The organism is Scandinavium sp. (assembly GCF_051650185.1).
In the GTDB taxonomy this organism is placed as follows: domain Bacteria; phylum Pseudomonadota; class Gammaproteobacteria; order Enterobacterales; family Enterobacteriaceae; genus Scandinavium.
In genome coordinates this window covers 1-23,493 of the sequence record NZ_JBOFIN010000008.1, presented here as the reverse complement: position 1 = coordinate 23,493, position 23,493 = coordinate 1, and the positions used below count along the sequence as shown (strand labels likewise).

The 23,493-nt window shown below is 53.8% G+C and carries 23 protein-coding genes; 10 read left to right on the top strand and 13 right to left on the bottom strand.

All coding sequences use genetic code 11. From position 1 onward, the window contains the following. Positions 1 to 55: 55 nt before the first annotated feature. On the bottom strand, positions 56 to 1,117 hold the full coding sequence (locus ACRCWW_RS01010; RefSeq protein WP_438680725.1) for a YncE family protein: 1,062 nt from the start codon (positions 1,115 to 1,117) through the stop codon (positions 56 to 58). 258 nt (positions 1,118 to 1,375) lie between these two features. On the opposite strand from ACRCWW_RS01010, the gene pqqU reads away from it, so the two are divergent. Continuing rightward, positions 1,376 to 3,490, top strand: a complete 2,115-nt coding sequence (pqqU, locus tag ACRCWW_RS01005) for a TonB-dependent receptor PqqU (protein WP_438680724.1) — start codon at positions 1,376 to 1,378, stop codon at positions 3,488 to 3,490. Between the two features lie 51 nt (positions 3,491 to 3,541). Here pqqU and ACRCWW_RS01000 read toward each other — a convergent pair whose 3' ends face one another. The 4 genes from ACRCWW_RS01000 to ACRCWW_RS00985 form a co-directional block, all read right to left on the bottom strand. Next, positions 3,542 to 4,201, bottom strand: a complete 660-nt coding sequence (locus tag ACRCWW_RS01000; RefSeq protein ID WP_438680723.1) for a GntR family transcriptional regulator — start codon at positions 4,199 to 4,201, stop codon at positions 3,542 to 3,544. A gap of 253 nt (positions 4,202 to 4,454) precedes the next feature. Then, positions 4,455 to 5,492 carry an NADP-dependent oxidoreductase gene (locus ACRCWW_RS00995; protein WP_438680722.1) on the bottom strand — a complete coding sequence of 346 codons (1,038 nt, stop codon included), beginning with the start codon at positions 5,490 to 5,492 and terminating at the stop codon, positions 4,455 to 4,457. 64 nt (positions 5,493 to 5,556) lie between these two features. Continuing rightward, on the bottom strand, positions 5,557 to 6,132 hold the full coding sequence (locus ACRCWW_RS00990; protein WP_438680721.1) for a helix-turn-helix domain-containing protein: 576 nt from the start codon (positions 6,130 to 6,132) through the stop codon (positions 5,557 to 5,559). A gap of 49 nt (positions 6,133 to 6,181) precedes the next feature. Further along, positions 6,182 to 7,090, bottom strand: coding sequence for an arginase family protein (locus ACRCWW_RS00985; RefSeq protein ID WP_438680720.1), 909 nt, complete (start codon positions 7,088 to 7,090; stop codon positions 6,182 to 6,184). A 121-nt stretch (positions 7,091 to 7,211) separates the two neighbouring features. On the opposite strand from ACRCWW_RS00985, the gene ACRCWW_RS00980 reads away from it, so the two are divergent. Together ACRCWW_RS00980 and ACRCWW_RS00975 are read left to right on the top strand one after the other, a co-directional pair. Continuing rightward, the gene (locus ACRCWW_RS00980) at positions 7,212 to 7,730 is read left to right on the top strand and encodes a GNAT family N-acetyltransferase (protein ID WP_438680719.1); all 519 of its coding nucleotides are present in this window, start codon (positions 7,212 to 7,214) and stop codon (positions 7,728 to 7,730) included. Next, positions 7,727 to 8,176 carry a DMT family transporter gene (locus ACRCWW_RS00975; RefSeq protein WP_438680718.1) on the top strand — a complete coding sequence of 150 codons (450 nt, stop codon included), beginning with the start codon at positions 7,727 to 7,729 and terminating at the stop codon, positions 8,174 to 8,176. Before ACRCWW_RS00980 ends, ACRCWW_RS00975 begins: the two co-directional genes overlap by 4 nt. Before the next feature lie 45 nt (positions 8,177 to 8,221). On the opposite strand, the gene ACRCWW_RS00970 is transcribed toward ACRCWW_RS00975, so the two are convergent. The 3 genes from ACRCWW_RS00970 to ACRCWW_RS00960 form a co-directional block, all read right to left on the bottom strand. Then, positions 8,222 to 8,503, bottom strand: a complete 282-nt coding sequence (locus ACRCWW_RS00970; RefSeq protein WP_438680717.1) for a hypothetical protein — start codon at positions 8,501 to 8,503, stop codon at positions 8,222 to 8,224. Between the two features lie 95 nt (positions 8,504 to 8,598). Continuing rightward, positions 8,599 to 9,888, bottom strand: a complete 1,290-nt coding sequence (locus ACRCWW_RS00965) for a TcdA/TcdB catalytic glycosyltransferase domain-containing protein (protein WP_438680716.1) — start codon at positions 9,886 to 9,888, stop codon at positions 8,599 to 8,601. A gap of 38 nt (positions 9,889 to 9,926) precedes the next feature. Further along, positions 9,927 to 10,205 (bottom strand): hypothetical protein, encoded by a 279-nt coding sequence (locus tag ACRCWW_RS00960; RefSeq protein ID WP_438680715.1) that lies wholly within the window; start codon positions 10,203 to 10,205, stop codon positions 9,927 to 9,929. Positions 10,206 to 10,720: 515 nt separating this feature from the next. Here ACRCWW_RS00960 and ACRCWW_RS00955 point away from each other — a divergent pair. Then, the gene (locus tag ACRCWW_RS00955) at positions 10,721 to 11,305 is read left to right on the top strand and encodes a dihydrofolate reductase family protein (RefSeq protein WP_438680714.1); all 585 of its coding nucleotides are present in this window, start codon (positions 10,721 to 10,723) and stop codon (positions 11,303 to 11,305) included. Between the two features lie 128 nt (positions 11,306 to 11,433). On the opposite strand, the gene ACRCWW_RS00950 is transcribed toward ACRCWW_RS00955, so the two are convergent. The 3 genes from ACRCWW_RS00950 to ACRCWW_RS00940 form a co-directional block, all read right to left on the bottom strand. Continuing rightward, positions 11,434 to 11,586: a hypothetical protein gene (locus tag ACRCWW_RS00950; RefSeq protein ID WP_438680713.1), complete on the bottom strand. Its 153-nt coding sequence runs from the start codon at positions 11,584 to 11,586 to the stop codon at positions 11,434 to 11,436. An 85-nt stretch (positions 11,587 to 11,671) separates the two neighbouring features. Then, positions 11,672 to 11,905, bottom strand: coding sequence for a YdcY family protein (locus ACRCWW_RS00945; protein ID WP_438680712.1), 234 nt, complete (start codon positions 11,903 to 11,905; stop codon positions 11,672 to 11,674). Positions 11,906 to 11,916: 11 nt separating this feature from the next. Next, positions 11,917 to 13,524, bottom strand: a complete 1,608-nt coding sequence (locus tag ACRCWW_RS00940) for an ABC transporter substrate-binding protein (RefSeq protein ID WP_438680711.1) — start codon at positions 13,522 to 13,524, stop codon at positions 11,917 to 11,919. A 498-nt stretch (positions 13,525 to 14,022) separates the two neighbouring features. On the opposite strand from ACRCWW_RS00940, the gene ACRCWW_RS00935 reads away from it, so the two are divergent. From ACRCWW_RS00935 to ACRCWW_RS00920, 4 genes are all read left to right on the top strand, one after another. Beyond that, a complete protein-coding gene (locus ACRCWW_RS00935) occupies positions 14,023 to 15,360 on the top strand; it encodes an SrfA family protein (RefSeq protein ID WP_438680710.1) in 1,338 nt (445 codons plus the stop codon). 2 nt (positions 15,361 to 15,362) lie between these two features. Beyond that, the gene (locus ACRCWW_RS00930) at positions 15,363 to 18,344 is read left to right on the top strand and encodes a virulence factor SrfB (protein ID WP_438680744.1); all 2,982 of its coding nucleotides are present in this window, start codon (positions 15,363 to 15,365) and stop codon (positions 18,342 to 18,344) included. Further along, a complete protein-coding gene (locus tag ACRCWW_RS00925) occupies positions 18,341 to 20,482 on the top strand; it encodes a virulence factor SrfC family protein (RefSeq protein WP_438680709.1) in 2,142 nt (713 codons plus the stop codon). Before ACRCWW_RS00930 ends, ACRCWW_RS00925 begins: the two co-directional genes overlap by 4 nt. 149 nt (positions 20,483 to 20,631) lie before the next feature. Then, the gene (locus tag ACRCWW_RS00920) at positions 20,632 to 22,026 is read left to right on the top strand and encodes an aldehyde dehydrogenase (RefSeq protein ID WP_438680743.1); all 1,395 of its coding nucleotides are present in this window, start codon (positions 20,632 to 20,634) and stop codon (positions 22,024 to 22,026) included. Here ACRCWW_RS00920 and ACRCWW_RS00915 read toward each other — a convergent pair. Together ACRCWW_RS00915 and ACRCWW_RS00910 are read right to left on the bottom strand one after the other, a co-directional pair. Then, entirely contained in the window at positions 22,011 to 22,775 is a 765-nt protein-coding gene (locus ACRCWW_RS00915; RefSeq protein WP_438680708.1) for an alpha/beta fold hydrolase, read from the bottom strand. The genes ACRCWW_RS00920 and ACRCWW_RS00915 overlap by 16 nt on opposite strands. A gap of 67 nt (positions 22,776 to 22,842) precedes the next feature. Then, positions 22,843 to 23,016: a GhoT/OrtT family toxin gene (locus ACRCWW_RS00910; RefSeq protein ID WP_438680707.1), complete on the bottom strand. Its 174-nt coding sequence runs from the start codon at positions 23,014 to 23,016 to the stop codon at positions 22,843 to 22,845. A gap of 183 nt (positions 23,017 to 23,199) precedes the next feature. On the opposite strand from ACRCWW_RS00910, the gene yncL reads away from it, so the two are divergent. Together yncL and ACRCWW_RS00900 are read left to right on the top strand one after the other, a co-directional pair. Continuing rightward, on the top strand, positions 23,200 to 23,292 hold the full coding sequence (yncL, locus tag ACRCWW_RS00905) for a stress response membrane protein YncL (protein WP_330985049.1): 93 nt from the start codon (positions 23,200 to 23,202) through the stop codon (positions 23,290 to 23,292). 128 nt (positions 23,293 to 23,420) lie between these two features. After that, on the top strand, positions 23,421 to 23,493 hold a 73-nt coding region (locus tag ACRCWW_RS00900; RefSeq protein WP_244429745.1), incomplete at its 3' end, for a hypothetical protein.

Sequence of the window (23,493 nt, the reverse complement as noted above, 5' to 3'; positions counted from 1 at the left end):
AGCGCCACCTGACACAAAAAAGCCGCTCAATCGAGCGGCTTTTCTTATTCCTCCATCACAGCGCGATGCGAATCACCTCATCCGGCTGGGTCGCTTCTTTTTCGCGGGTGGATTCCTGCTTCACGCTGACGAACAGCGTTTTGCCATCGGCAGACAGCGCAAGGCTGTTTGGACGCGGCGGCGTAGCAAAGGTCTTCACCACTTTATTGGTTTTAGTGTCGATCACACTCACTTTCCCCGCCATACGATGAGTGACGTACACTTCATTGCGGGTTGGGTTAAACAGAATCGCCAGCCCTTCCGGGGCGGCAATTTTTTCCAGCACTTTGCCGTTGCGGTAATCCACAACCAGCACTTCAGGCTGTTTGAAATCCGTGATGTACGCGCGGTGGTTGGCTTTATCCAGCGCGATGTTCAGGAAAGCGTGCTCTTTGCCGTCATCCACCAGTTTCTGGCGCGTCAGAATAGTGTTTTTAGCGGTGTCGACTGTGACCAGTTCGCCTTCTGCGCTGACGGTATAAAGACGCTGAGCTTCGTTATCGAGCGCCAGTGCCGTGCTGCGATTCCCGGTGCCGCTAATGGTCGCTTTTAGCTTGAGCGTAGCTCCATCCACCACCCACACCACGCTCTCTTTGCCCACGCCGGTGACGTAAACGCTGTTGGTTTTCTCATCCACGGTCAGCTCGCGTGGTTGCAGCGGCTTCACCGTTTCACTGCGCTGACGTGAGTCGAGCACTACGCGCCCTTTCACGTCACCCGTTTTGGCGTCAATCGCCGTGATGGTGCCGTTGGTGGTGTTACCAAACCACAGCGTTTGCGCCTGATTATTGATGGTCGCGCCAAACGGTTTCAGGTCGCTGTGAACCGCCAGGGTGATATCCAGCGTTTGCGGGTCGAGGCGATAAACCACCCCGCCTTTGTCGGTCTTACGGCTCTGCGACGTGGCCACCCACAGCGCGTTTTCCTGTGAGCTCAGGGCCATTTCATAGACCCCTTTCCCAACGGCCTTGTGGATCATGTCATCGGCTGCCTGAACGTTAAACGTCCCGGCAAGCAGTAAAGAGGTTAACAGCAGAGAACGGCGAAAACGCGGCATGGACAAGTGACGTAAAGACATGACGACTCCCTTTGAAATACGAAATAGTGGTACTGCCCGACATGCTTCCTGCTCGCAGCGTCATGGCACTGCATTTTGTTGTTGAGAATAGTAATCATTAATGTCAGCAATGTGGAGCAATTATTTCCCCGCCTCGCCAGAAATGTGCCATTGTTAAGTCGATATTTAACGTAACGTGCCGTTATGGTTTTCAAATAATTTACATAAGCATTAACATATTCGCGGTTGTTCCATTTGGTTCATTATTACGAGAGTTGCATGAAAATCATTACAGTTCGCAGGGCTGCGCTTCCGGCATTGTTGTTGCCGCTTCTTCCCTTGCCTGACGCCTTTGCGGCCGACGATCAGACGATGGTGGTGTCCGCAACACCGCAAACCACCGTCTCTGAACTCGATACCCCCGCCGCAGTGAGCGTGGTCAACGGCGACGATATGCGTCATGCCACGCCGCGCGTGAACCTTTCGGAATCGCTTAATTCCGTACCCGGGTTACAGGTACAGAACCGGCAGAACTACGCTCAGGATTTGCAGCTGTCGATTCGCGGATTCGGCTCTCGCTCCACGTTTGGCGTACGCGGCATTCGTCTTTACGTCGACGGTATTCCGGCCACCATGCCGGACGGTCAGGGGCAAACGTCGAATATTGATATCGGCAGCGTAGACACCATTGAAGTGCTGCGTGGGCCCTTCTCTGCCCTGTATGGCAACTCGTCCGGCGGAGTGATGAACATCACCACCCAGACCGGGCAGCAGCCGACAACCATTGAAGCCAGCAGTTATTACGGCAGCTATGGCAGCTGGCGTTATGGGCTGAAAGCCACCGGCGCCGTCGGCGACGGCACTCAGGCTGGTGATGTGGATTACACCGTATCCACTTCCCGCTTTGCCACTCACGGCTATCGCGACCACAGCGGCGCTCGTAAAAACCAGGCGAATGCCAAACTTGGCGTGAGAATTAACGACGTCAGCAAGGTCACGCTGCTGTTCAACAGCGTGGATATTAAGGCTAACGATCCCGGCGGGTTGAGCTACAGCGAATGGCGCGCGAACCCGCAGCAATCCCCGCGAGGCGATCAGTACAACACTCGTAAAGATCTCAAACAAACTCAGGCCGGTTTGCATTACGAACGTCAGCTCAGCGAGCAGGACGACCTCAGTGTGATGATGTATGCGGGCGAACGTCAGACCACGCAATATCAGTCCATCCCGATGGCGCCTCAGCTCAAACCGTCTCACGCCGGGGGCGTTATCGATCTCGACAGACATTATCAAGGGATCGACACGCGCTGGACGCACCGCGGCAAACTGCTGGTGCCTGTCACCTTCACGACCGGGCTGGACTACGAAAACATGAGCGAGAAGCGCAAAGGCTATGAAAACTTTGTGCTGGACAACGGCGTGCCGGACTACGGTCAGCAAGGCGCCCTGCGCCGTAATGAACGCAATCTGATGTGGAACCTCGACCCGTATCTGCAAACCCAATGGCAGCTGACGAACAAGCTGTCGCTCGATGCCGGGGTGCGCTACAGCTCAGTGTGGTTTGATTCGAATGACTTCTACGTCACTCCGGGCAATGGCAATGACAGCGGCGATGCCAGCTACCATAAATGGCTACCGGCGGCGTCACTGAAATATGCCCTCACCGATGCCTGGAATGTGTATGTCTCTGCCGGACGTGGGTTCGAGACGCCGACCATCAACGAGCTTTCCTATCGCCCGAACGATCAAAGTGGCCTGAACTTTGACCTGAAGCCGTCGACCAATGAAACCGTGGAAGTCGGCAGCAAAACACGTATCGGCAACGGGCTGCTGACCGCAGCGCTGTTCCAGACCGATACTGACAACGAAATCGTGGTTGATAGCAGCAGCGGCGGACGTACCAGTTATAAAAACGCCGGGAAAACTCGCCACCAGGGGGCGGAACTGTCGCTCGATCAACAGTTCGGGGAAAGCTGGAAACTGAAAGCCGCGTGGACGTGGCTGGATGCGACCTACCGCACCAACGTCTGTGACGATACCAACTGCAACGGCAATCGCATTCCGGGTATCGCGCGCAATATGGGCTATGCCTCGTTTGGCTATGAACCCGAGCATGGCTGGTATGCAGGCAGCGATATCCGCTATTTGAGCGATATTCAGGCCAATGATGAAAACACCGCCAAAGCCCCTTCCTGGACCGTCGTCGGCCTGAACACGGGCTACAAATTTGGCGTGGGTAACTGGAATATGGACGTGTTCGGCCGCATCGATAATCTCTTCGATCGCGGCTATGTCGGCTCGGTGATTGTGAATGAATCCAATGGACGTTATTACGAACCGGCACCAGGGCGTAATTACGGTGTGGGATTATCGGTCGATTACTCGTTCAAGTAATATTTAAGCGCACCTTAAATAAGCGCGCTTAATACTTATTAATTACCGCAATCAATTAATATACTGGCGCTGCAAAATAGCGGCGCCTTGATCAATCGCCCTACAAATTGCAGCACAACTTTCCGCTTCATCTTTTTTCGCCAGCGCGCCAAGCAGATCGTCATAATAACGATGCTGTTTAAAGACCTCGCAAGAAAGAGGATGCAAATAGTTAAAGCAAGGCCCAATCCGCACCCACAGTTGTTCGATAAGCACCGTCAGCGTTGGCATTTCAGCGTAGTCGTAAAGACGGAAACGGAAGCGACAATTCGCCTGCAGCGCCTGCTCCATATCACCCCGTGATTTCGCTTCATGAAACGCTTCAACGTAGGTGTGCAGCGAATCCAGCTTTTCCCCTGTCATTAGCGTGGCTGCGGCACTCGCCGCCATGCCTTCCAGCTTTTTGCGAATCTGGTTGATTTCATGATACCGATGCTCCGAGACCTCCGGCACTAAAAACGCCTGAGCGGGCGTGGCGTGCAAGGCACCTGCTGAAACCAGCCGCAGCAGCGCCTCACGGACCGGCGTGATGCTGGTACCGAGCTGTTCGGCAAGATCGCGTGTCACCAGGCGAGCACCTGGCTTGAGTGCGCCAATAATTAATGCGCTTTTTAAATTGATTTCTACCTGAGTCGTCAGGCTCATTCGCTGTGCTTTTTCAAAATCCAGCATGTCTATTTCCTGTCTCCAATTTCATTGTTCTCGTGACGGCCTGAGAGCAAACAACTCTGCGCGGTAACAGGATATATCCTGTATCGCGGGTGGTGTTGGAAATAACATGGATCAATCGACTATAAATATTCATTATTAGGTTGTTAATTAGGCCGCACAAATCATACCAATTGACTGTTGCTCGATTAATTAAAGCCGCTTATGGAAAATTTGCACGAAAACTTGCGGCGTCTGTGACGCCGCAAGAGAGTTTTTACTCATCCGCTGCAACGCGAATAACGACTTTTCCAAAATTTTTGCCTTTCAGCAGACCAAAAAAGGCTTCGGGCGCATGGTCCAGCCCGTCAGTTATTTGTTCACGATATTTTATGGTTCCTTCACGAAGCCACTGCCCCATCGCCTTCTGGAACTCTTCAATTCGGTGACCATAGTCCTGACCGATAATGAAGCCTTGCATACGGATTCGTTTTTTCAGCAGCGTCCCCATCAGCAATGGCAAACGGTCTGGCCCGGCGGGTAAATCCGTGGCACTGTAACCGCTCACCAGGCCACAGACTGGCACACGAGCCGAGGTATTCAGCAACGGCAACACGGCATCAAATACCTTGCCGCCCACGTTCTCATAATAAACATCGATGCCTTTCGGGCAGGCTTTTGCCAGTTGTTCAGCGAAGTCTTCCGCGCGGTGATCAAGGCACACATCGAAACCGAGCGTTTCAACGGCATAACGGCATTTTTCGCTGCCGCCCGCCACACCCACAACGTGACACCCTTTTATCTTGCCAATTTGCCCCACCGTGGCGCCCACTGGCCCGGTCGCTGCGGCGACCACCAGCATTTCACCGGCTTTTGGCTGCCCGATATCCAGCAGCCCCATATAAGCGGTGAAGCCCGGCATACCGGCTATACCCAGCGCCCAGGAAGGATGCTCTGGGTTGTCGCCTAATTTGACCAGCCCGGTACCGTCGGAAAGGGTGTAGTTCTGCCAGCCGTCGTACCCCAATACCCAATCGCCCTTCCTGAAATCCGGGTGATGAGACGTTTCAACGCGGCTGACCGTGCCACCCACCATCACCGCGCCAATCTCTACAGGCGGCGAATACGATGGCGCATCACTCATTCGACCGCGCATGTACGGATCGAGGGAGAGATAAACCGTGCGCAGCAAAAGCTGCCCTTGCGCGGGAACGGGGATCTCCCCTTCTTCCAGCCGAAAATTTTCCTTCACTGGCTCACCGTGTGGACGGGAAGCCAGCACCCAACGACGATGGCGTGCCTGAGAGTCAGTCATGGTGTACTCCTTTTGTGAAAGCGTTTCCTGAGACTAGTCGGTGTATGGCCGGGCTGCATTGGCATTACGAGCCTGAATGGTTCAGACGCACCACCAGATAGACGCAGGGCTCTTCGGTTTCATTGATAAAACGGCAGTCGTTCGGCGGCCCCAGCTCAAGGCAATCTCCCGCTCGCATGTCGTGGCGAGTATCACCTTCGATAAACAGCAATTTTCCCTGCTGTAGCCAGATAAGCTGCCTCGCGAGCGCGTAAGACGACGCAGGCATGGGAATATCGCTCCCGGGGGGAAGCTCGACCTGAACAAGGTCAATCGGTAAGTCGCTTCGCGGGGAAACATGGCGACGTAAATAGTGGCTTTGCGGATCGCGCCAGACGGGCTGATTTTCCAGGCGCAGAAGTTTGCCTTCCTGCATTTCAGCCCGGGCGATTAACGTCGACATGCTGATGCCAAACGCGCCGGAAAGCCGCCCCAGCATCGTGGCTGTCGGGCTGCTGTCGCCGCGTTCAATTTTATGGATCATCGCCCGCGACACGCCTGCCCGCTCGGCCAGCTCGCTGAGGGACCAGCCACGAGATTCGCGTTCAATACGGATGCGAGCGCTGATGCGCTGGTTGAGAGTGTCTTCAATAGTATTCATGGCGTAATACTATAGTGCATAACGCGGTGATTGCCGCTACCTAAGTGACTCACTTGACCTGGCGACGAAACATGGCTTCCAGCAAAGCGACGATCAACTTCGCACAGCGGAAGTCCGGATCGAGGTCCGGATCGTAAACGCTGACCGTCATCCCGCAACAAAGCGGGTTTTGCAGTAAACGGGAGCAGATACTTTGGATCCACTCAGGTTCAATACCCGGGCTGCCGGGCGAGTCCACGGCAGGCATGATTTTCTCGTCGAGGACATCCACATCGAAATGAATCCAAAATCGCTGCGATGAGAGCTTCAGCCGCTCATGAATTTTTTGCAGAATGTTGTCTGGCCCGGCTTCGTTAGCCGCAAAAACGTCGATTCGGGTGATGGCCGTTTGCGCGATATCAGGCCATGCGTAATCACTGCCACGCGATTCCCTTTCCCCTAACTGGACGATTTCAGCTTCTGGCACAAGCGGCCCGTCTATCCCCGGCCATTTCGTTAACATCGCTTCACCACGCCCGGTGACTAACGCCAGATCCATCCCTGCAACAGCACCTAAAAGAGTTTGAGGGTCGTAGTTTCCCGGATGGCGAAAATCACTGTGACCGTCAATATGGATCAGGGAAACAGGGCCCGCACGACGAGCGCCAGCCAGTGCACCCAGTAGAACCGAACAATCACCGCCGATGACCAGCGGAAAAGTATTGTTGCGGTGGGATCGCGACACTTCATCCGCAATCCTTAAACAATACTCGCGGATGGCGTGCCCATTGCGAATGCGTGTTCCCGGTTCAGCATCCGGCGAATAGGCAGGCACAGGCAAACTGACAACAGCAGTTGGATTCAATTTTTCCGCCAGGCCGCAGGCCATCAGCACTTCCGGTGCGCGCCAGGTGCCGGGAATGTGCCCTGGCCGTAACGGTCGCAGACCAAGGTTTGTTGGGGCAAGGATGATGTTCATGCGCGGTCCCGCTAAGGATGACATGAGCAAAAGCTTAGTTGATTCTCAGGGATCGTCTTGTCAACGCCATAAGAACTATAGTATCTATACCGTACTACTATAGTGAACGCCTGAGGCTACCATGATCCTTCGTTATGCCAGCAGTGAAGACTGTGCGGCGATTGCCGAAATTTATAACCACGCGGTGCTGCACACTGCCGCTATCTGGAACGATCAAACGGTTGATGTGGATAACCGAATCGCCTGGTTTGAGGCGCGTAAGATTGCCGGATATCCCGTGCTGGTCAGCGAAGAGAATGGCGTTGTCACCGGCTATGCCTCTTTTGGCGACTGGCGTGCGTTCGATGGTTTCCGCCATACGGTTGAGCATTCCGTTTATGTTCATCCTCAGCATCAAGGAAAAGGCCTGGGCCGCGCCCTTCTGGCGCAGCTGATCCTCGAAGCTAAACAGATTGGTAAGCATGTGATGGTGGCGGGCATTGAATCGCAAAACGCTGCATCGCTTAAACTGCACGCCTCGCTGGGCTTTGTGACCACCGCGCAAATGCCGCAGGTGGGCACCAAATTTGGCCGCTGGCTGGATCTGACGTTTATGCAGTTGCAGCTTGATGAGCGCCAGGAGCCGGACGCGAAGCCATGAACCAGTCATTGACGCTCACCTTTCTGATTGCCGCGGGTATTGGGCTGGTCGTGCAAAACACGCTGATGGTGAAGATTACTCAATCAGCCTCCACCATCCTCATTGCGATGTTGCTCAATTCGCTGGTCGGGATCGTGCTGTTCGTGTCGATTCTGCTGATTAAGCACGGGCTGAGCGGCTTTCAGGAACTGGCCTCCACCGTCAAATGGTGGACGTTAATTCCCGGATTGCTCGGCTCTTTCTTTGTGTTTGCGAGCATTAGCGGTTATCAGTACGTTGGCGCGGCAACCACCATTGCGGTGCTTGTTGCCAGTCAGCTTATTGGTGGGCTGGCGATGGATATCCTACGTCAGCAAGGCATCCCCTGGCGTGCGTTAGTCGGGCCGGTTTGCGGTGCGGTGATGCTGGTGATTGGCGCGTGGCTGGTGGCCAGAAGGCAGTTTTGAACAAGCCTGCAGAGATAAGCACAACGACTGTGCTTATCTCTCATATTAAAACAGCGCTGAGTCGCTTCTGTTAATGATTTCGCCCGCCGTTCCCGCCAGCATTAGGGGCTCCCCGGACGCCGCTCTGACTTCCACCGCTGCCGCCGGACCCCGACCCGCCCCAATATCCATACGCACCAGACCCGCTTCCGTAGGGGGATTTTTGTGACAGAAACCCCTGTAACCCACCATTATTACGACCGCCAGTACCGCCAGAAGCAGAACCGCCATTGGTCGAGGATTTTCGTCCACTTCCATCGGCATCCTGCCATCCGCCAGAGATCTCATCGAATTGACTGCTTAAAATTTCCTTCATTACCATTCTCCATTAACTTTATTCTCTTCAGCACCAGAAATTGGCCTGAATCCGTCTATCACTACGTTTATTTTCTCCACGTGGAGCTAAAACCATCCGCTGTATATAAATTATGTTGATATAATGCGATGCCATATTTTTCATCCTGAAAAAATTCAGCAACAAAGGAGGGTTCCACACCCGTCAAATCAAATAACTGATAAGCCAACCCGAGCAACACTTCAACGATCAAGCCAGGCCCGGTTAAAACAGGCGTCACACAATAGTTTTTAGTGATGAGTTCAGTGCGCCATGTAAGAATGCGGGACAGATACAGCCCTTCGCCGCCACCATTATATTTTGCAAATATAACGTTATTTTCTTCTAAAAACTTATAACGTCTTTTCATCACCCGCAGGATTATCCGTAGAGCTTTCGAGCCGGGATGCGAAGCCATAAAATGATTAAAATAAACTCCTTTGAATCTTCTGAGTGACCCAAGAGCCAAAAGGTTTTTATAAACCTGTACCCGGCCTAATGGCGTTATATCATCGAAAGAGAATGCAGACATATCAAGATCAATGCGGCGCTGAATGTCCTCTACATCTTTTCTGGCTAATCCAGACTCAATGTGGCGCTCACCTGTTGTGTTAAAACAGAAATACTCACCACCAGCAGAGCTCAGTTCTGCTATTCTTTTTAAAACGGCTCTGGTTTTCATCAGACATAAAAAGTCATCTTCATCAATGCCTTTACGATCCAGAAACTGATTGACGCCATTGAACGCATTGTCCGTATAAGGCAGGGTATCAACATCGATATAAACACCACCATGCTGATACAAAATCAGCAATCTGGCGATATCACTGGCACAGGCCAGATTCCCCCTTAATATAATTTCGTAATAGTAATAGCGTTTAAAATCTTTAAATTCAGGTGTCAATACCTCCATGACATCCCGAATGATGATATTTCTGTTGTTTAACCGCTCCGTTAACGGCGTCTCAACAGATACGTTCCGGGGAATACCATAGCCGGATAAAAACTCTGCAACAAGCTCATCAAACGGCCTCCCTTCTTCCAGCCTGGGAAACAGATAGCCAAACGCATCGTTCTTTATCCGCATTTCTGTGCTGAGATGGTCTCCGCACGCCTTGCCAAGAACATATTCATGGATAGATTCATGAAAATAACGACATGCGAGAGCGCTTTCATCCAGCCAGAGATAAACCGTCTTGTCTGTATTGGCATTTTGCCAGATATCAATATAGTCGATGTTAAGCTGACTGCTATCGCCAATCCATACAAAATGGATGAGATCAGGCACGGTGACTTTTATTCCCTGATCGCATCGCAGCTCGGACAGTTCAGGCTTCATTTTGACATTCATGCTGCGCCCATTTCAGCCGTCAGTGATTAAAGAAAGAAATAAACCAGCGCCATTACCACAACGACCGCTGAGATAATCATGATGCTCCCTGAAAAGTCACCCAGGGCAGTAAGATAACCACTATTATGCTCGTTGAATTTATCAATGGCTTCATTTTCATTCTCAGCATCCACTTCAACAAAATGCTTTCTGAACCCCTGAGCTTTCATTTCGCTGGTAACAACAGACGTGATGTCTTTCTTGAGGATGGCCTTTGCAATTGCTCTGTTCTTATCACTCTTTATAAAAATATTATATTTAGTCATCATTAACTCCAAAAACAACTTTTGTGATTTTTATTTTTCTGGTTGGCAATAAAACTCTAAACACTGCACCGATCCGCTGCCACGGTGAGAATATACACATCAGGTTCACGTATTAAAATAGTCAAACCATTAACAGCATTTCGTTACAGGACTTTATTTATTCACTAAGAAAACAATAAGACATTACTGAAAAAGATTTGTGAATCATTTCCGCGACATCCGCTTAACGACAAGGGAAAGAAACAGAAGCTGCTATCAACAACATAGCTCGCCATTCTTTCATTAAGCCTTTGCGATGACTGATAAATGATTGTGTTACGTCATTCATTAAGACAGTGCTGATCTGTTTTTATATAAGACCGATAAATGACGGATGGTGCATTCAGGCTAGTCCCACCTTTAGTGAGCTGCTCATGGCGTGCTATGGATGATGAAAGTGATGGATTGTCACACCTCAATGGCGTGATTCATCTAACCTTCAAATACCTGCCCTAACCTTAGTGAAAGAGAAAATCATGAGAAAAATAGTGTCTTTTGTTCATGTGTCGCTGGATGGTTTTGTCGCTTCTACCGCTGAGGGCCAAGCGAGTCTGGCCTGGATAAGCATAAGCCCCGACTTGTTTGAATACGTGGAGCAGCGGATCCAGCAAACCGACACCGCCTTATATGGGCGCACTACCTTCCAGATGATGGAGTCTTACTGGCCAACGGCTGCCGATAAGCCTGACGCCAGCCCGCATGACCATGCGCATTCGCGTTGGTATAAATCTGCCCACAAAGTGGTGTTGTCGAAAACCCTGTCGGCAAAAAATCACCCCAATACACACATTATCAGTAGCTTTTTAAGCGAGGAAATCAGCAAGCTTAAGCATAGCGAAGGCAGCGAAATCTTAATGTTTGGCAGCCCCTCAGCGACTCACGCCCTGATGGCGGAAAACCTTATCGATGAGTACTGGCTGTTCGTCAATCCGATTCTGCTGGGGCAAGGGATCCCCTTGTTCAAAAACATAAAAGACAGAACTTCACTCACGCTGGTGAAGAGTAACGTTTTCCCGTCGGGCGTAGTGTGTCTGCAATACGAGGTGAAACGGAATCAGTGATGCAAGGTTCTGAAAGTGGGAAAAACCTCAGAACGGCTGCGTTTCTGCGAATGTGTAGCCCATCGATGTTTTGGCCAGCAACGTCTGCTGCTGGCACACGAACTCTCAGAACATCCCTGCCCCCTGAATCAGGGTCTCCCTTGCTGCCTGAAGTGCTCAAGCTCCTCGGTAGCCTCATCCAGCCTGGCTTTGTAGAACCTCACCAGCGCTTTATCTTTCATATTGTATTGATACTGTATCGCCAGCCCTGACAGCAGCAACGTGACAATTAAAAACCACATACCTGACTCCCCAACAAAAAAACCCGCCATGCTACGAGCATAACGGGGCTAATGATGAGCATTATGTGCTTGTTTGCCGCAGTTTTTAGAGGATAGTCCCACCTTTAGTGAGCTGCTCGTGGCGTGCTTCCTGCTCTTCTTTGTGCTGACGCCCATGGTGTGCAATCGCCGTGCGCAACCGCTGCTGCTGGGTGTAACGCTCATCCCGGCTTAACGCGGCGTCATCGCTGAGCGTAATCAGCAACTCATTCATGCCACTGATCACCCCGGCTTCGATGGCGGCATCCACCGCGACACTGACCTCATCCAGATGTGACATACCCTCTCCTGTTAATTCAGTTTTACTTTAGAAAAATCACTGCCCATCAGGCTGACGCTGTACCCGGTGACGTTGCTGCGGGTGGCGAAGAACGTTTTGCCGTTCGCCAGCGCGATCCACGGTGCCTGCTGCTGGAAAATCACCTGAGACTGCTCATACAGTTTTGCACGAGCCGCCGGGTCGCTGGTCAACTTCGCCTTCTGGACCAATTCATCATACCCCTTATCACACCAGCGTGCGGCATTGGAGCCGGTTTTAATGCTGTTGCAGCCCAAAAGCGTATCGGCAAAGTTATCCGGATCGCCGTTATCCGACATCCAGCCAAACAGCGCAGAATCGTGTTCACCTTTGCGCATGCCGGAAAGGTATTCGCCCCACTCATAGGTGGTGATTTTGGCTTTGATGCCCACCTTCGCCCAGTCATTCTGGATCATCTCGGCGATGCGGCGTGAGTTCGGGTTATAAGGACGCTGTACCGGCATCGACCACAGGGTGACTTCCGTGCCCTCTTTCACTCCCGCTTGCTTCAGCAAAGCTTTTGCTTTTTCAACGTCGTAGCTGTAATCCGGCAGGTCTTTCTTGTAGCCCAGCATATTCGGTGGGATCGGCGATTTCGCCACCGTACCGGAGCCCATAAAGACCGCATTCACAATCGCTTTTTTATCCGTAGCGTAGTTCAGCGCCTGGCGAACGAGCACGTTATCAAACGGTTTTTTCTCGGTATTAAACGCCAGATAGCCGACGTTCAGCGCCTCTACCGCGTGCAGAGTCAGATCTTTGTTCTTTTTAATCACGTCGAACTGTACCGGTGACGGCGCAGGGATAATCTGGCATTCGTTAGTTTGCAGTTTCGCCAGGCGCGTTTCGACGTTCGGGGTGATGGAGAAAATCAGGTGTTTCGTCGGAACCTCGCCATCCCAATAGTTCGGGTTAGCCACATAGCGAATCAGTGAATCCGTTTTGTACTGCTGGAAGGCGTATGGCCCGGTGCCAATAGGCCAGGTGTCGACATATTCCGGCGTGCCTTTTTTCAGCATCGCATCGGCGTATTCTGCGGAAAGAATGGAGGCAAAATCCATTCCCCAGTCGGCAAGAAACGCCGCGTTCGGTTCGGTTAAGTCGAACTGGACGTGGTAATCATCAATTTTCTTCACGTCTTTGATGAGCTTGTCGAGCCCGACATCGGTGAAATACTCATAATTACCCTGTGAGACTTTATGATAAGGGTTATTTTCATCTTTCTGACGCATCACCGAGAAAATAACGTCATCGGCGTTAAAGTCCCGGGTTGGCTTAAAGTATTTGTTGCTGTTGAACTTCACGCCCTGGCGCAAAGTAAAGGTATACGTTTTGCCGTCCGGAGAGATGGTCCAGGCCGTCGCCAGCGAAGGAACCGGCGTGTTTTTCTGCGGATCAAAGTTGATCAGACGGTTATACAGCACCTGAGAACTGGCAACGAACGACGGGCCGGAACTCGCAATTTGTGGGTTGAAGGACTCAGGTGACGCCTCGGAGCAATAAATCAGCGTGTCGTTTGCTGCCGCCATTGCGGCCCCGGCGGGCAGCACAGCGCTCAGCGCAAGTGCCAACAGCGTTTTCCCTGCTAATGCTTTAGACATGGTTATAAGCCTTATTGTTTTATTCTAAGAGGCTTAATCACAGCACAGGGCAGTTATTCTGGCAAATAACCAAAGGGCATCAGGTTATGCTAAAGCCGCAAATATTGCCGATTTCTTCACCATTTCTGCGGCAACATTCAAGAGATAAAAAAAAGCCACCGGGGGGCCGGTGGCGAGTCGCTTGCATTGAATACGTCGATAGTTGCGTGATGTAAAACATCTTTATTTTTGTGGGATTAAGACTATCGCAATCACCCAGTTAATACCATGGCGAGAGTTAAAAGAGTGGATTCGAAAAATCCTAAATCCAGTCGTTGCCGGAAGCGATATTTTCCCCTTTTAGCCGGTTAGTGGTTTGGCTTAAGTGTCGTCAGAAATCAAGCAAAACGGCGCTCATCAATGGCCCGAAGATTTGCCTTTTTTGCCCTGTCCTCTGCCGTTTAGTTTGACGTTCTCTGCCGTAAAGTAGAGGCGTGAAAAAGTCTATGGGATAAGAACGTGGCAAAAACTCTTTTACGCAGCGGCAAGCTGGACGACTTCCAGTCCGTGGGCGGCGGCGGCCAGGCCGTATTTGCATCAGCATTACAAATCCGCGAAACGCTGCGTCTGCGCAAACAGCAGGCTCTGGTGGAGTGTCTGGCGATCCCGCAGGTCAACGATGACGGCGACCGCGTTGACTGGTATTCCCCGGTTGAAGGCGACGTCGTTTCCTGGAAAGCCGCAGAAGACGAACAGCGCGATCGCGCCCTGCATCAGCTGGAAACGATGGCCGATACCGCACTGAGCCTGGCGCGAAAATGTCAGCAATCGGACAAAACCGCCCAACAGCTGTTTGGCGCGCTGCTGGAAAAAGCGCTGCAATTTCCTGGCGAAAACCACGTGTTTCTGGTCGACGGGAAACCGGTCATCACCTTCTGGGGCTTTGTGAACCTGAACGAAAGCGCCCGTGAGGAGTTGTTTGGCTGTCTGCACACGCTTCCTGTGGATGAACCTTTGCTGATTGTGGATGCGGAAGACGACCTCATTGATGAAGAGCCGCTGAAAGTCACCCTGAGCCACGCCGACGAACCGCTGCTTGCCGCGCCATTAACGCTGACCACAGCCGTTGAACCTGTAGAAGAACCCGCACTGGAACAGGTATCAGAACCCGAAGTCGTTGAACCAGCGCCGATGGCTGTGCCGGAAAAGAAAGCGCGCCGCGTGCCGCTGTGGAGCCTGCCGGTTGCTGCCGTCATTGTTGCCGCCATTGCCGGGCCACTGCTTTGGCCGCGCCAGACAACGTCCGCCGAACCTGCAATCGCCCACGTTGAACCGCAAACCGTCGAAGTTCAGCCTGCGCCAGAGCCGCTGCCAGAGCTGAAAGCCGCCCTTCCACTGCATCTGGCGAGCGTGACTGAACCGGTTAAAGAAGAAAAACCTGAGCCTAAGCCGGTTGTTATCGCGGCCATTCCTAAAGATGCGCTGGTGATGGAAGCCGACCAGATGCGCGCGGGCACCACCAAATTCCTTAACGGTAACTGGCGTGTACTGGTTGACGTGAAAGATCCGGTGAGCGGTAAGCCGCTGTCGCTGCGTTATCAGATACTCAATAACAAAGGCAGCGCCCGTCTGGTGCATGGCGATAATGTGGTCTGCAAAGCCGATATTTTCTCTGGCCTGCATCAGAACGGGGAATTGCTGATCAAAAGCCGCGGGCACGCGCGTTGCAGCGACGGTTCGCGTTATCCGCTGCCTGAAATCTCCTGTAAGGCTGGCACCAGCGACGTGGCTGAGTGCACCGGCCGCTACGATGCCAGCACCGTGGTACCGTTAACTTTCCGTAAAGTGGGAGCGTGATGATGCTGGTTACCCTCTGCGATTACCAACAGAGCGTCACGCTCATTGCCAACAGCGGCGTGCAATTCCTCGATTTTGGCCTGACGCCGCAGGATTCCCTGAGCAACGGGCGCTTTGTGCGTAAAACGGCGAACGGCCCGTTGCTTCGTCTGAACTACGATATCGTTAACAGCCGCTACACGCTGCCTGCCCTTGATGGGCAGAAGGCGGAAGTGGTGAAACCTGAAAGCACGCTTTCCCTTGAGCACTCCCTCGCGATGCTGGATGGCGTCTGGCTTCCCCTGCCGTTCCTGCGTTTTAACCCGCCGCGAACCTTTGTGGAAGGCCCGGAAAACTGGGCGCGCGTACAGATTCGCAAGCTGCCAACGCCGGACTCTGCGGGGAATACTCACCGCGTCACTATCGCCCTCGACAGCCAAATTCGTGATGACGCGCCTTCGGGGTTAGCGCCCGTTGAAAATGATTTGCTCAACGGCACCCGCTTTGCTCTCGCCTGGCGTGATGAAGAAGTGGCGGACTTTCTTGACCAGACCTGGATTGATGGCTGGCTGAGGGAAGTTTTCACTCAGTACGCCAGCCATGAGGAAAACCGGAGCGAACGGGAAATCACTCAGGCGATGCGTGGCTTCGAATATCAAGGGCACTGGCTGAACCTGCTGGCGCTGCTGGGCGAGCAGCTTAGCGTGCCGGAAGTGAAAATTGTCACCGCCACGGTGAGCACACCAGCTATTCCTGTCGACCTGATTCTGGATGTCGGTAACAGCCACACCTGCGGGGTGATCATCGAAGATCATGGGGATGCTAACGACGGCTTGCGCCAGACCGCCGAATTGCAGGTTCGCTCGCTGAGTGAGCCGCAGTTCCTCAATGCGCCCCTCTTTACCAGCCGTCTTGAGTTCTCCGAAGCGCGTTTCGGCAAACAGCATTTTTCCGTAGAAAGCGGGCGTGAAGATGCGTTCGTCTGGCCTTCGATGGTGCGAGTCGGTGATGAAGCACGCAAGCTGGCGATGCAGCGTCTGGGCACCGAAGGCAACAGCGGCATTTCCAGCCCACGTCGTTATCTTTGGGATGAAACCCCGACGGTTCAGGACTGGCGCTTCAGTCAGATGAACAGCCGCACTCAGCGCGAACCCGTGGCCGCCGCCTTCCCTCTGGCCTATTTGATGAATGACGACGGGCAACCGCTGTTTACCTTGCCGCCCGATGAGCGAATGCCGGTCTTTTCCCCGCAGTACAGTCGCAGCACGCTGATGACCCACATGCTGTGCGAAATTCTCTCGCAGGCGCTGGGGCAGATTAACAGCGTAGCGACTCGCCAGCGTCTGGGCTTCCCGTCTTCGCCGCGCCAGCTTCGTACGTTGATTCTGACGTTGCCTTCTGCGATGCCAAAACAGGAACGCGAGATTTTCCGCCGCCGCATGTTTGAGGCTATCGCCCTGGTCTGGAAAGCGCTGGGCTGGCATCCGCAGGATGAAGACTTCGCCACAGCTAAACAGCAGGACAAGAGCGTGGTGCCGGTGCCGAACATTCATATGGAGTGGGACGAAGCCAGCTGCGGTCAGCTGGTCTGGCTCTACAACGAAGCGATGTCTCATTTTGGCGGCCAGACCGAAGCGTTTTTTGCCGCCCTTTCGCGCCCGGACAGAGAGCCGGAAGCCGGTGCCAGACCGGGTCGTTCGCTGCGCGTGGCTGCCGTAGATTTGGGCGGTGGCACGACCGACATGGCCATCACCCATTATCGGCTGGATGATGGCACGGGCAGCAATGTCAAAATCACGCCAGAGCTGCTGTTCCGCGAAGGGTTTAAAGTTGCCGGTGACGACATCCTGCTCGACATTATCCAGCGCTGCGTCCTGCCAGCCCTGCAAACCCACCTGCAAAAAGCGGGGATCGCCGATGCGCCCGCGCTGATGGCTACGCTGTTTGGCGATTCTGGCCGTATCGATACGCAGGCGGTGTTACGCCAGCAAACCACGCTGCAGCTGTTCATGCCGATAGGTCACGCCATTCTCGGTGGCTGGGAACAAAGCGACATCAACGACCCGCTGGCGGGACTGCATGCCACCTTTGGCGAGCTGCTGCCGCAGAGGCCGACCCGCAATGTGATGAACTATGTCAGTCAGGCTATCAGCCATGCTTTACCTGCGGGCGCAGAGCCGTTTGATTTGCTGAGTACGCCCCTTCAGGTGAGCTTCCGCGATCTTCATGCCGCCATGCTGGCGGGTGAGTTTACGATTGCCGCTCCGCTGCATGCTGTCTGCGAAGCGATTTCCCATTACAGCTGCGACGTTTTGCTGGTGACCGGAAGACCGGGATGTTTACCTGGCGTGCAGGCGCTGATCCGCTATCTGCAACCTGTCCCGGTCAACCGTATGGTGTGGATGGACAGCTACCACGTGCACGAATGGTATCCGTTCAGCCAGCAAGGCCGTATCGGTAACCCAAAATCAACCGCTGCGGTGGGCGCGATGCTGTGCAGCCTGGCGCTGGATTTACGTTTGCCGCGCTTCAATTTTAAAGCAGCGGATATCGGGGCTTACTCGACCGTACGTTACCTTGGCGTGCTCGATAACACCGTCAATACGCTGCGCGATGAAAACATCTGGTACAGCGAACTGGATCTCGATAAGCCCGGGGCAAAGCTGGATGCCCGCATCCACTTCCCTTTACGCGGCAATGTTACCCTCGGATTCCGTCAGTTAGCGAATGCGCGCTGGCCCGCCACGCCGCTTTACACCCTGAGCATCAACTCGCCGGAAGTGGCGAAAGCCATCGCCGGTGACGGCGTATTGCAGGTGCGCTTGCAACTGACAGGCGGTAGTCGCCAGCAAGGCCCGGAAGCCTTTACGCTCGCTGATGCCTGGCTGCAGGATGGCACGCCCGTCCCGCCTGATGCGCTGACGTTAAAACTGAACACCCTGGCCGACCGCCGTCACAGCGGCAGCCACTACTGGATTGATAGCGGGAGCGTTTACCTGAAATGAGCCGACTGCAAAACATCATCGACTGGACCCGGCAAACCCGACGGATTTCACCGCTTTTCGATACCGATGCTGACGCGTTGCTGACCCGTTTACACATGCTTAAGGCGCAGGAAACGACGCTCACTGAAGCACACTCGACTCCCGCCAGCATTGGCCTTTTTGGTCATTCGCAGGCAGCAAAGGCCCATTTGCTCAGTGCGCTTTGCAGCAGCGGCAATGGGCGGTTACTGGTGCAAACGGGCAGTAAGACACTCGACTATTTTACGCATCTGAATCCGGGCCATAACCTGACGAGAATGGCGATCCGCTTCAGCCACCAGGCCTCTGTGCCCGATGAAGCCTTCCCACTCCGCCTGCGTATTCTGCGGGAAGCTGAGCTGGTTCAGGTGTTCCTTGTTCATGCTTTACAGCAAGGCCACGTCCGTCAGGTCGCGAAATCGGTGGTGATTGCTCGCCTGAAGGCCTGGCAGTCGCTTCGCCAGACTCAGCCTGTACCGGGCATTAACGAGGAAGATGTCGCCGCGATTGCGCGTTTCTGGCAGGAGAATATTCCTGCACATCAGCAGCAGATTGATGAAAGCCTGTGGCAGCAGTTTATTCAGCTGCTGCCCTGCCTTGATCTGAGTGCCCGCGCCAACGCCTGGGCATTGTTATGGGGTGAGCAACAGGAGTTGACTCGTCAGTGGCTGAGCCTGGCGCATGTCCTTCAGCAATGCGGCAATGCACGCGAACTGGCGGCGCCCTTAAGCCTGCTGGTCGACAGTTTTGCCCTGCCCGCAGAAGGTTTTCTTACGCCGGAAAGCGAACCCGAAGGGGAAGCGCTTCTGCATCCACTGGTGAATAATCAGCTGCAAAGCGCCGTGAGCCTGCCACTCAGCGCGCTGGGATTACTGACCGTAGAGCTGGTTCTGCCGACGGAAAATGGCGTGCTGGATAATGTGGATCTGATTGATATTCCGCAGCCTGCGCAGCAAGACGGCGCGGAGCTTTGGGTCAGCAAATGCCACTGGTTGCTTGACCACTACCGTCAACTGCATCAGCCCGATCTGCTGCTGATTTGTAATGCCGCCGCCCAACGCTCACAGATCCCTCACAGTGCGAAAACATTGATGAAATGGGTGAGCGATACCCAGCCGCAGCAGGAAGGTGCGCTGCCAGGGCTGGTCTGGGCGATCACCCCGCAGGACGATCGCTTTGTTCGCAAAATGAATCTGGATGAAGCTGTTCAGCAACTGATTGAGAAACCTGGCCAGCGCTGGGGAACGTTGCAGGCGCTGGACGGCAGCAGCCTGCAACGCCTGATTGAATGGCTCTCTCAGGCTACCGTTCCGTCGCTGCGTACTGCACGCTTGCAAAGGCTGGCTGAGCGCCAGCAGCACCAGCTTGAGCATTTGATGTCCGGCTGGCGAGAGGGCATTCAGGTAAGCCCTGCCACTTTGCGCCAGCAGGCCGAAAATGTGGTGCGTGAACTTCAGGGGCGCGCCGCCATTCTTGGGGAACTGCTGGAAGGCCTTCTGCCACCGTTGAGCCATTTCGAACAGCTCATTCAGGTGCATCAGCCGCGCGAAGAAAAAGTCAGCGGCTTGTTTAGCGATAATCTCGACCTGTTCGCGCAACCTGACGACACGCAGCAAGGCCGCAATGGCAACCAGCATAACGCTGCTCAGGCCCATGCCCTGTGGGTCAAGTACCTGCGCCAATGGAGCCGAAGTGAGAGCAATGCGCAGCGCTTTGGTCTGACGCCAACCACCCTTCAGCAGCTCGCGGATATCCTGGTGGTGGCGAGCTATCGTCTTGATCTGCCCACTCAGTTGCAAAGCGTTGTGCCGGATGAACGCGCCAGCGCGGCTCGCCTGCGCGCCACGATCAGTAACTATCTGGCCTGGCTTGGGTACGCAGACCTTCCCCTCGAAGCACGCCCGGCAAGCCGTGTGGTGAAAGGAAGCAGCTTGTTCGCCCCTTCAGCCAGCAACACTGAGCGCCTGACGCAGCTGGGCGAGCGGCCTGCCCATGCGGCAACTCGCTACGTTTATGACTGGCTGGTTGCGTTGTTCACCCGCGCGACGGAAGCACCGGATTACCGCCATCCACTGGACGTTTCGGACAGTTCCCGAGCCAGACTCTCTGCATTGATGTAATCGTCGCTGAACAGAATGCGCAAAAAATAGCGTGCGATTAACGCCCTCTCTCTGGCCTTCTCACTTCGGCTCTCTACACTCATTTAGTCAACCAGAACAATGAGGTAATCATGACGACCACCTGTACTCTGTTTATCAATGGCAAGGACATGATGGCAAAAGCGGGCCGCGTCTTTGAACGTCAAAACCCTGTTGATGGCACACTTGCCAGCCGTAGCGCTGCCGCTGACGTCGATGACGCTCTTAGCGCCGCTCAGGCAGCAGAAAAGGCTTTCATGCACTGGCGAAACACCACGCCCTCAGAACGCCGCGGTCTGCTGCTAAACGCCGCCGAGGAACTCGAAAAACGCGCTGAACAATTTGTGGCCATCATGGCCGCTGAAACCGGCGCAACGCCACACTGGGCAGGTTTTAACGTGCACCTCGGCGCAGAAGTGTTGCGTGAAGCTGCCGCAATGACCACCCAAATTGACGGGCAGGTCATCCCTTCCAACGTCCCCGGCAATCTGGCGATGGGCGTACGTCAGGGTGCAGGCGTCGTGTTGGGAATGGCCCCGTGGAATGCGCCCATCATTCTCGCTGTTCGCGCCATCGCCACGCCATTAGCCTGCGGAAATACGGTGATCCTCAAAGGCTCTGAGCTTTCTCCTGCGACTCAGGGGCTGATTGTCAGCGCCCTCAACGCCGCAGGATTCCCGCCGGGCGTGGTGAATTATCTTTCGTGCACCGCCGAAGATACCCCCACTGTGGTAGAAAGCCTGATTGCCCACCCCGCCGTTCGTCGGGTCAATTTCACCGGGTCGACCAGCGTCGGCAGAATCATTGCTCAAACCTGTGGCCGTCACCTGAAACCCGTTGTGCTGGAGTTAGGCGGCAAAGCGCCGTTGCTGGTGCTCGACGATGCCGACCTGCAACAAGCTGCGGCGGGAGCCACCTTTGGCGCTTTCGCCAACGCCGGGCAAATCTGCATGTCCACCGAACGCATTATTGTCGATGTGGCGATAGCGGATGCGTTCGTCGATCAACTGGTCAGCCGGGTCAAAGCCCTGCCGCCGGGCCTGCTGGGGCCTGTTGTCGACGCTCGCACAGTGGAGCGCTGCAACGCCCTGATCGACGATGCCCTCAGCAAAGGAGCAACGCTGCTGACAGGCGGCAAAGCCAGCAATACACAAATGCCAGCCACGCTTATCGATGGCGTAACGCGTGAAATGAGGCTATGGAGCGAAGAATCTTTTGGCCCGGTGAAAGCAATCATCCGCGCCAAAGGCGACGCAGCGTTACTGGCTATCGCCAATGAAAGTGAATACGGCCTCTCTTCGGCGGTTTATACGCAAGATACCGCACGCGGCTGGAACGTTGCCCAACAACTGCAAAGCGGCATTTGCCACATCAATGGCCCAACGGTGCACGATGAAGCCCAAATGCCTTTTGGCGGCTGTAAATCATCGGGCTACGGACGGTTTGGCGGACGTGCAGGCATCCATGAATTTACCGAGTTACGCTGGATAACCCTGCAAACCACCCCGCGTCAGCTGCCATTTTGAGCAAAGAGGTGACCTAAGACCCCAGCCAGCCCCGCCGGATTCTCCCAGGACATGGAATGTCCTGCCGCAGGCACAATGTGCAGAGGAATAGCTTCACGAGAAATAGCCTCGGCGTCTGCATCGGGTAATGATTGTTCGCCAAAGACGACTGCCTTGTGGCAAGACAGCGCTAAAAAGCGCGACATCCATGAAGGAGACACGCCTTCAATAAGGCTTTTGGAACCGCGCCACATGGCGTGCGGAGAGCAGTTTTGCAGGCATCCTTTCCACGGTGAAGTCTCTGTCGCCACAAGCTCTTTGAACGTTTCCGCAACAAAGCGCTCCTCAGTATTTGCCACCACTTTGCGGCTATAGAAGCCGCCACCGCTGTGAAAATTAGGCTCAGAAACGACCAGCGTTTTCACGCCATCGCCCATCAGTTCAGCCACCTGAATGGCAACGCTGCCGCCCATGCTGTGCCCAAAAAGGTCGACTTCAGCGAACCCTTTCGCCTTCAGCCATTCCGCCACAACGTTTGCCTGATGCGTAATAGTGTAATCAAAGTGAAGAGGCTTATCGCTGTAACCAAAGCCGGGAAGATCGATGAGCAGCGCCCGTCGACCTTTGAAGCCGGGATCGGTGACTATCGGGGGATATTCGTAAGAAGATGCGCAGGACAAACCATGGATAAACACCACTGGCCTGCCCTGGCCTGGAAACTCATGCCAGCGCACTGCGGCACCGGCGATCGCTGAATAAAAACTCTGCATGATTCTCTCCTTCATCCAATTACTGTGTTTTTATACAGCAGAATAAGGAAGCCCGCAACGGTCCGAATCAGAACAGGGAGAGCAACAAGGCGACAGGGAAACTGAACGGCCACGTAGCGCCAATCAATACGGTGGCGATGAAGCGAATACGCTTGCGCTCTTTGGTGAGAAACCACGTAATCAATGCGCTGATGGTGGCCATAATGGCGTAGAAAACCAGCATTTTCTGGTAAAGCGTCATCTGTAAAACCCGATCGAAATCAAAAAAATTCGCGCGCACTATGCAACGTTTTTTGACGAGCATCAAGTTTTTACACACTGAATTGTCTGAGTTGGGAACTTCTGTAAAAACCTACTTTGTCTGATTGCGAACTTCTCTTGCGCAGACTATATCAATAGAGGCAAATAACTCGAGGTAGGTCTTATGGAAGTTTCCAGCAGAACCGTATTCCTGATAAATGTCTGTGTCGCCGTTGCTCTTATTAGCCTGCTGTCGTTTCGCTTTGGCTGGATTTGATTTGTTGTTACTGATACCTCAGAACAAAAAAAGCAGCCTCGGGCTAATGCCGATCAGTTAAGGATCAGTTGACCGATCCAGTGGCTGTGTAAGAATCCGGAAACGCTCACTCGTTTCCGGATTTTTTTATGCTCATTGGACAGGCACTTGATTTGGTATCCCGTTACGATTCTCTGCGTAACCCACTGACTTCTCTGGGGG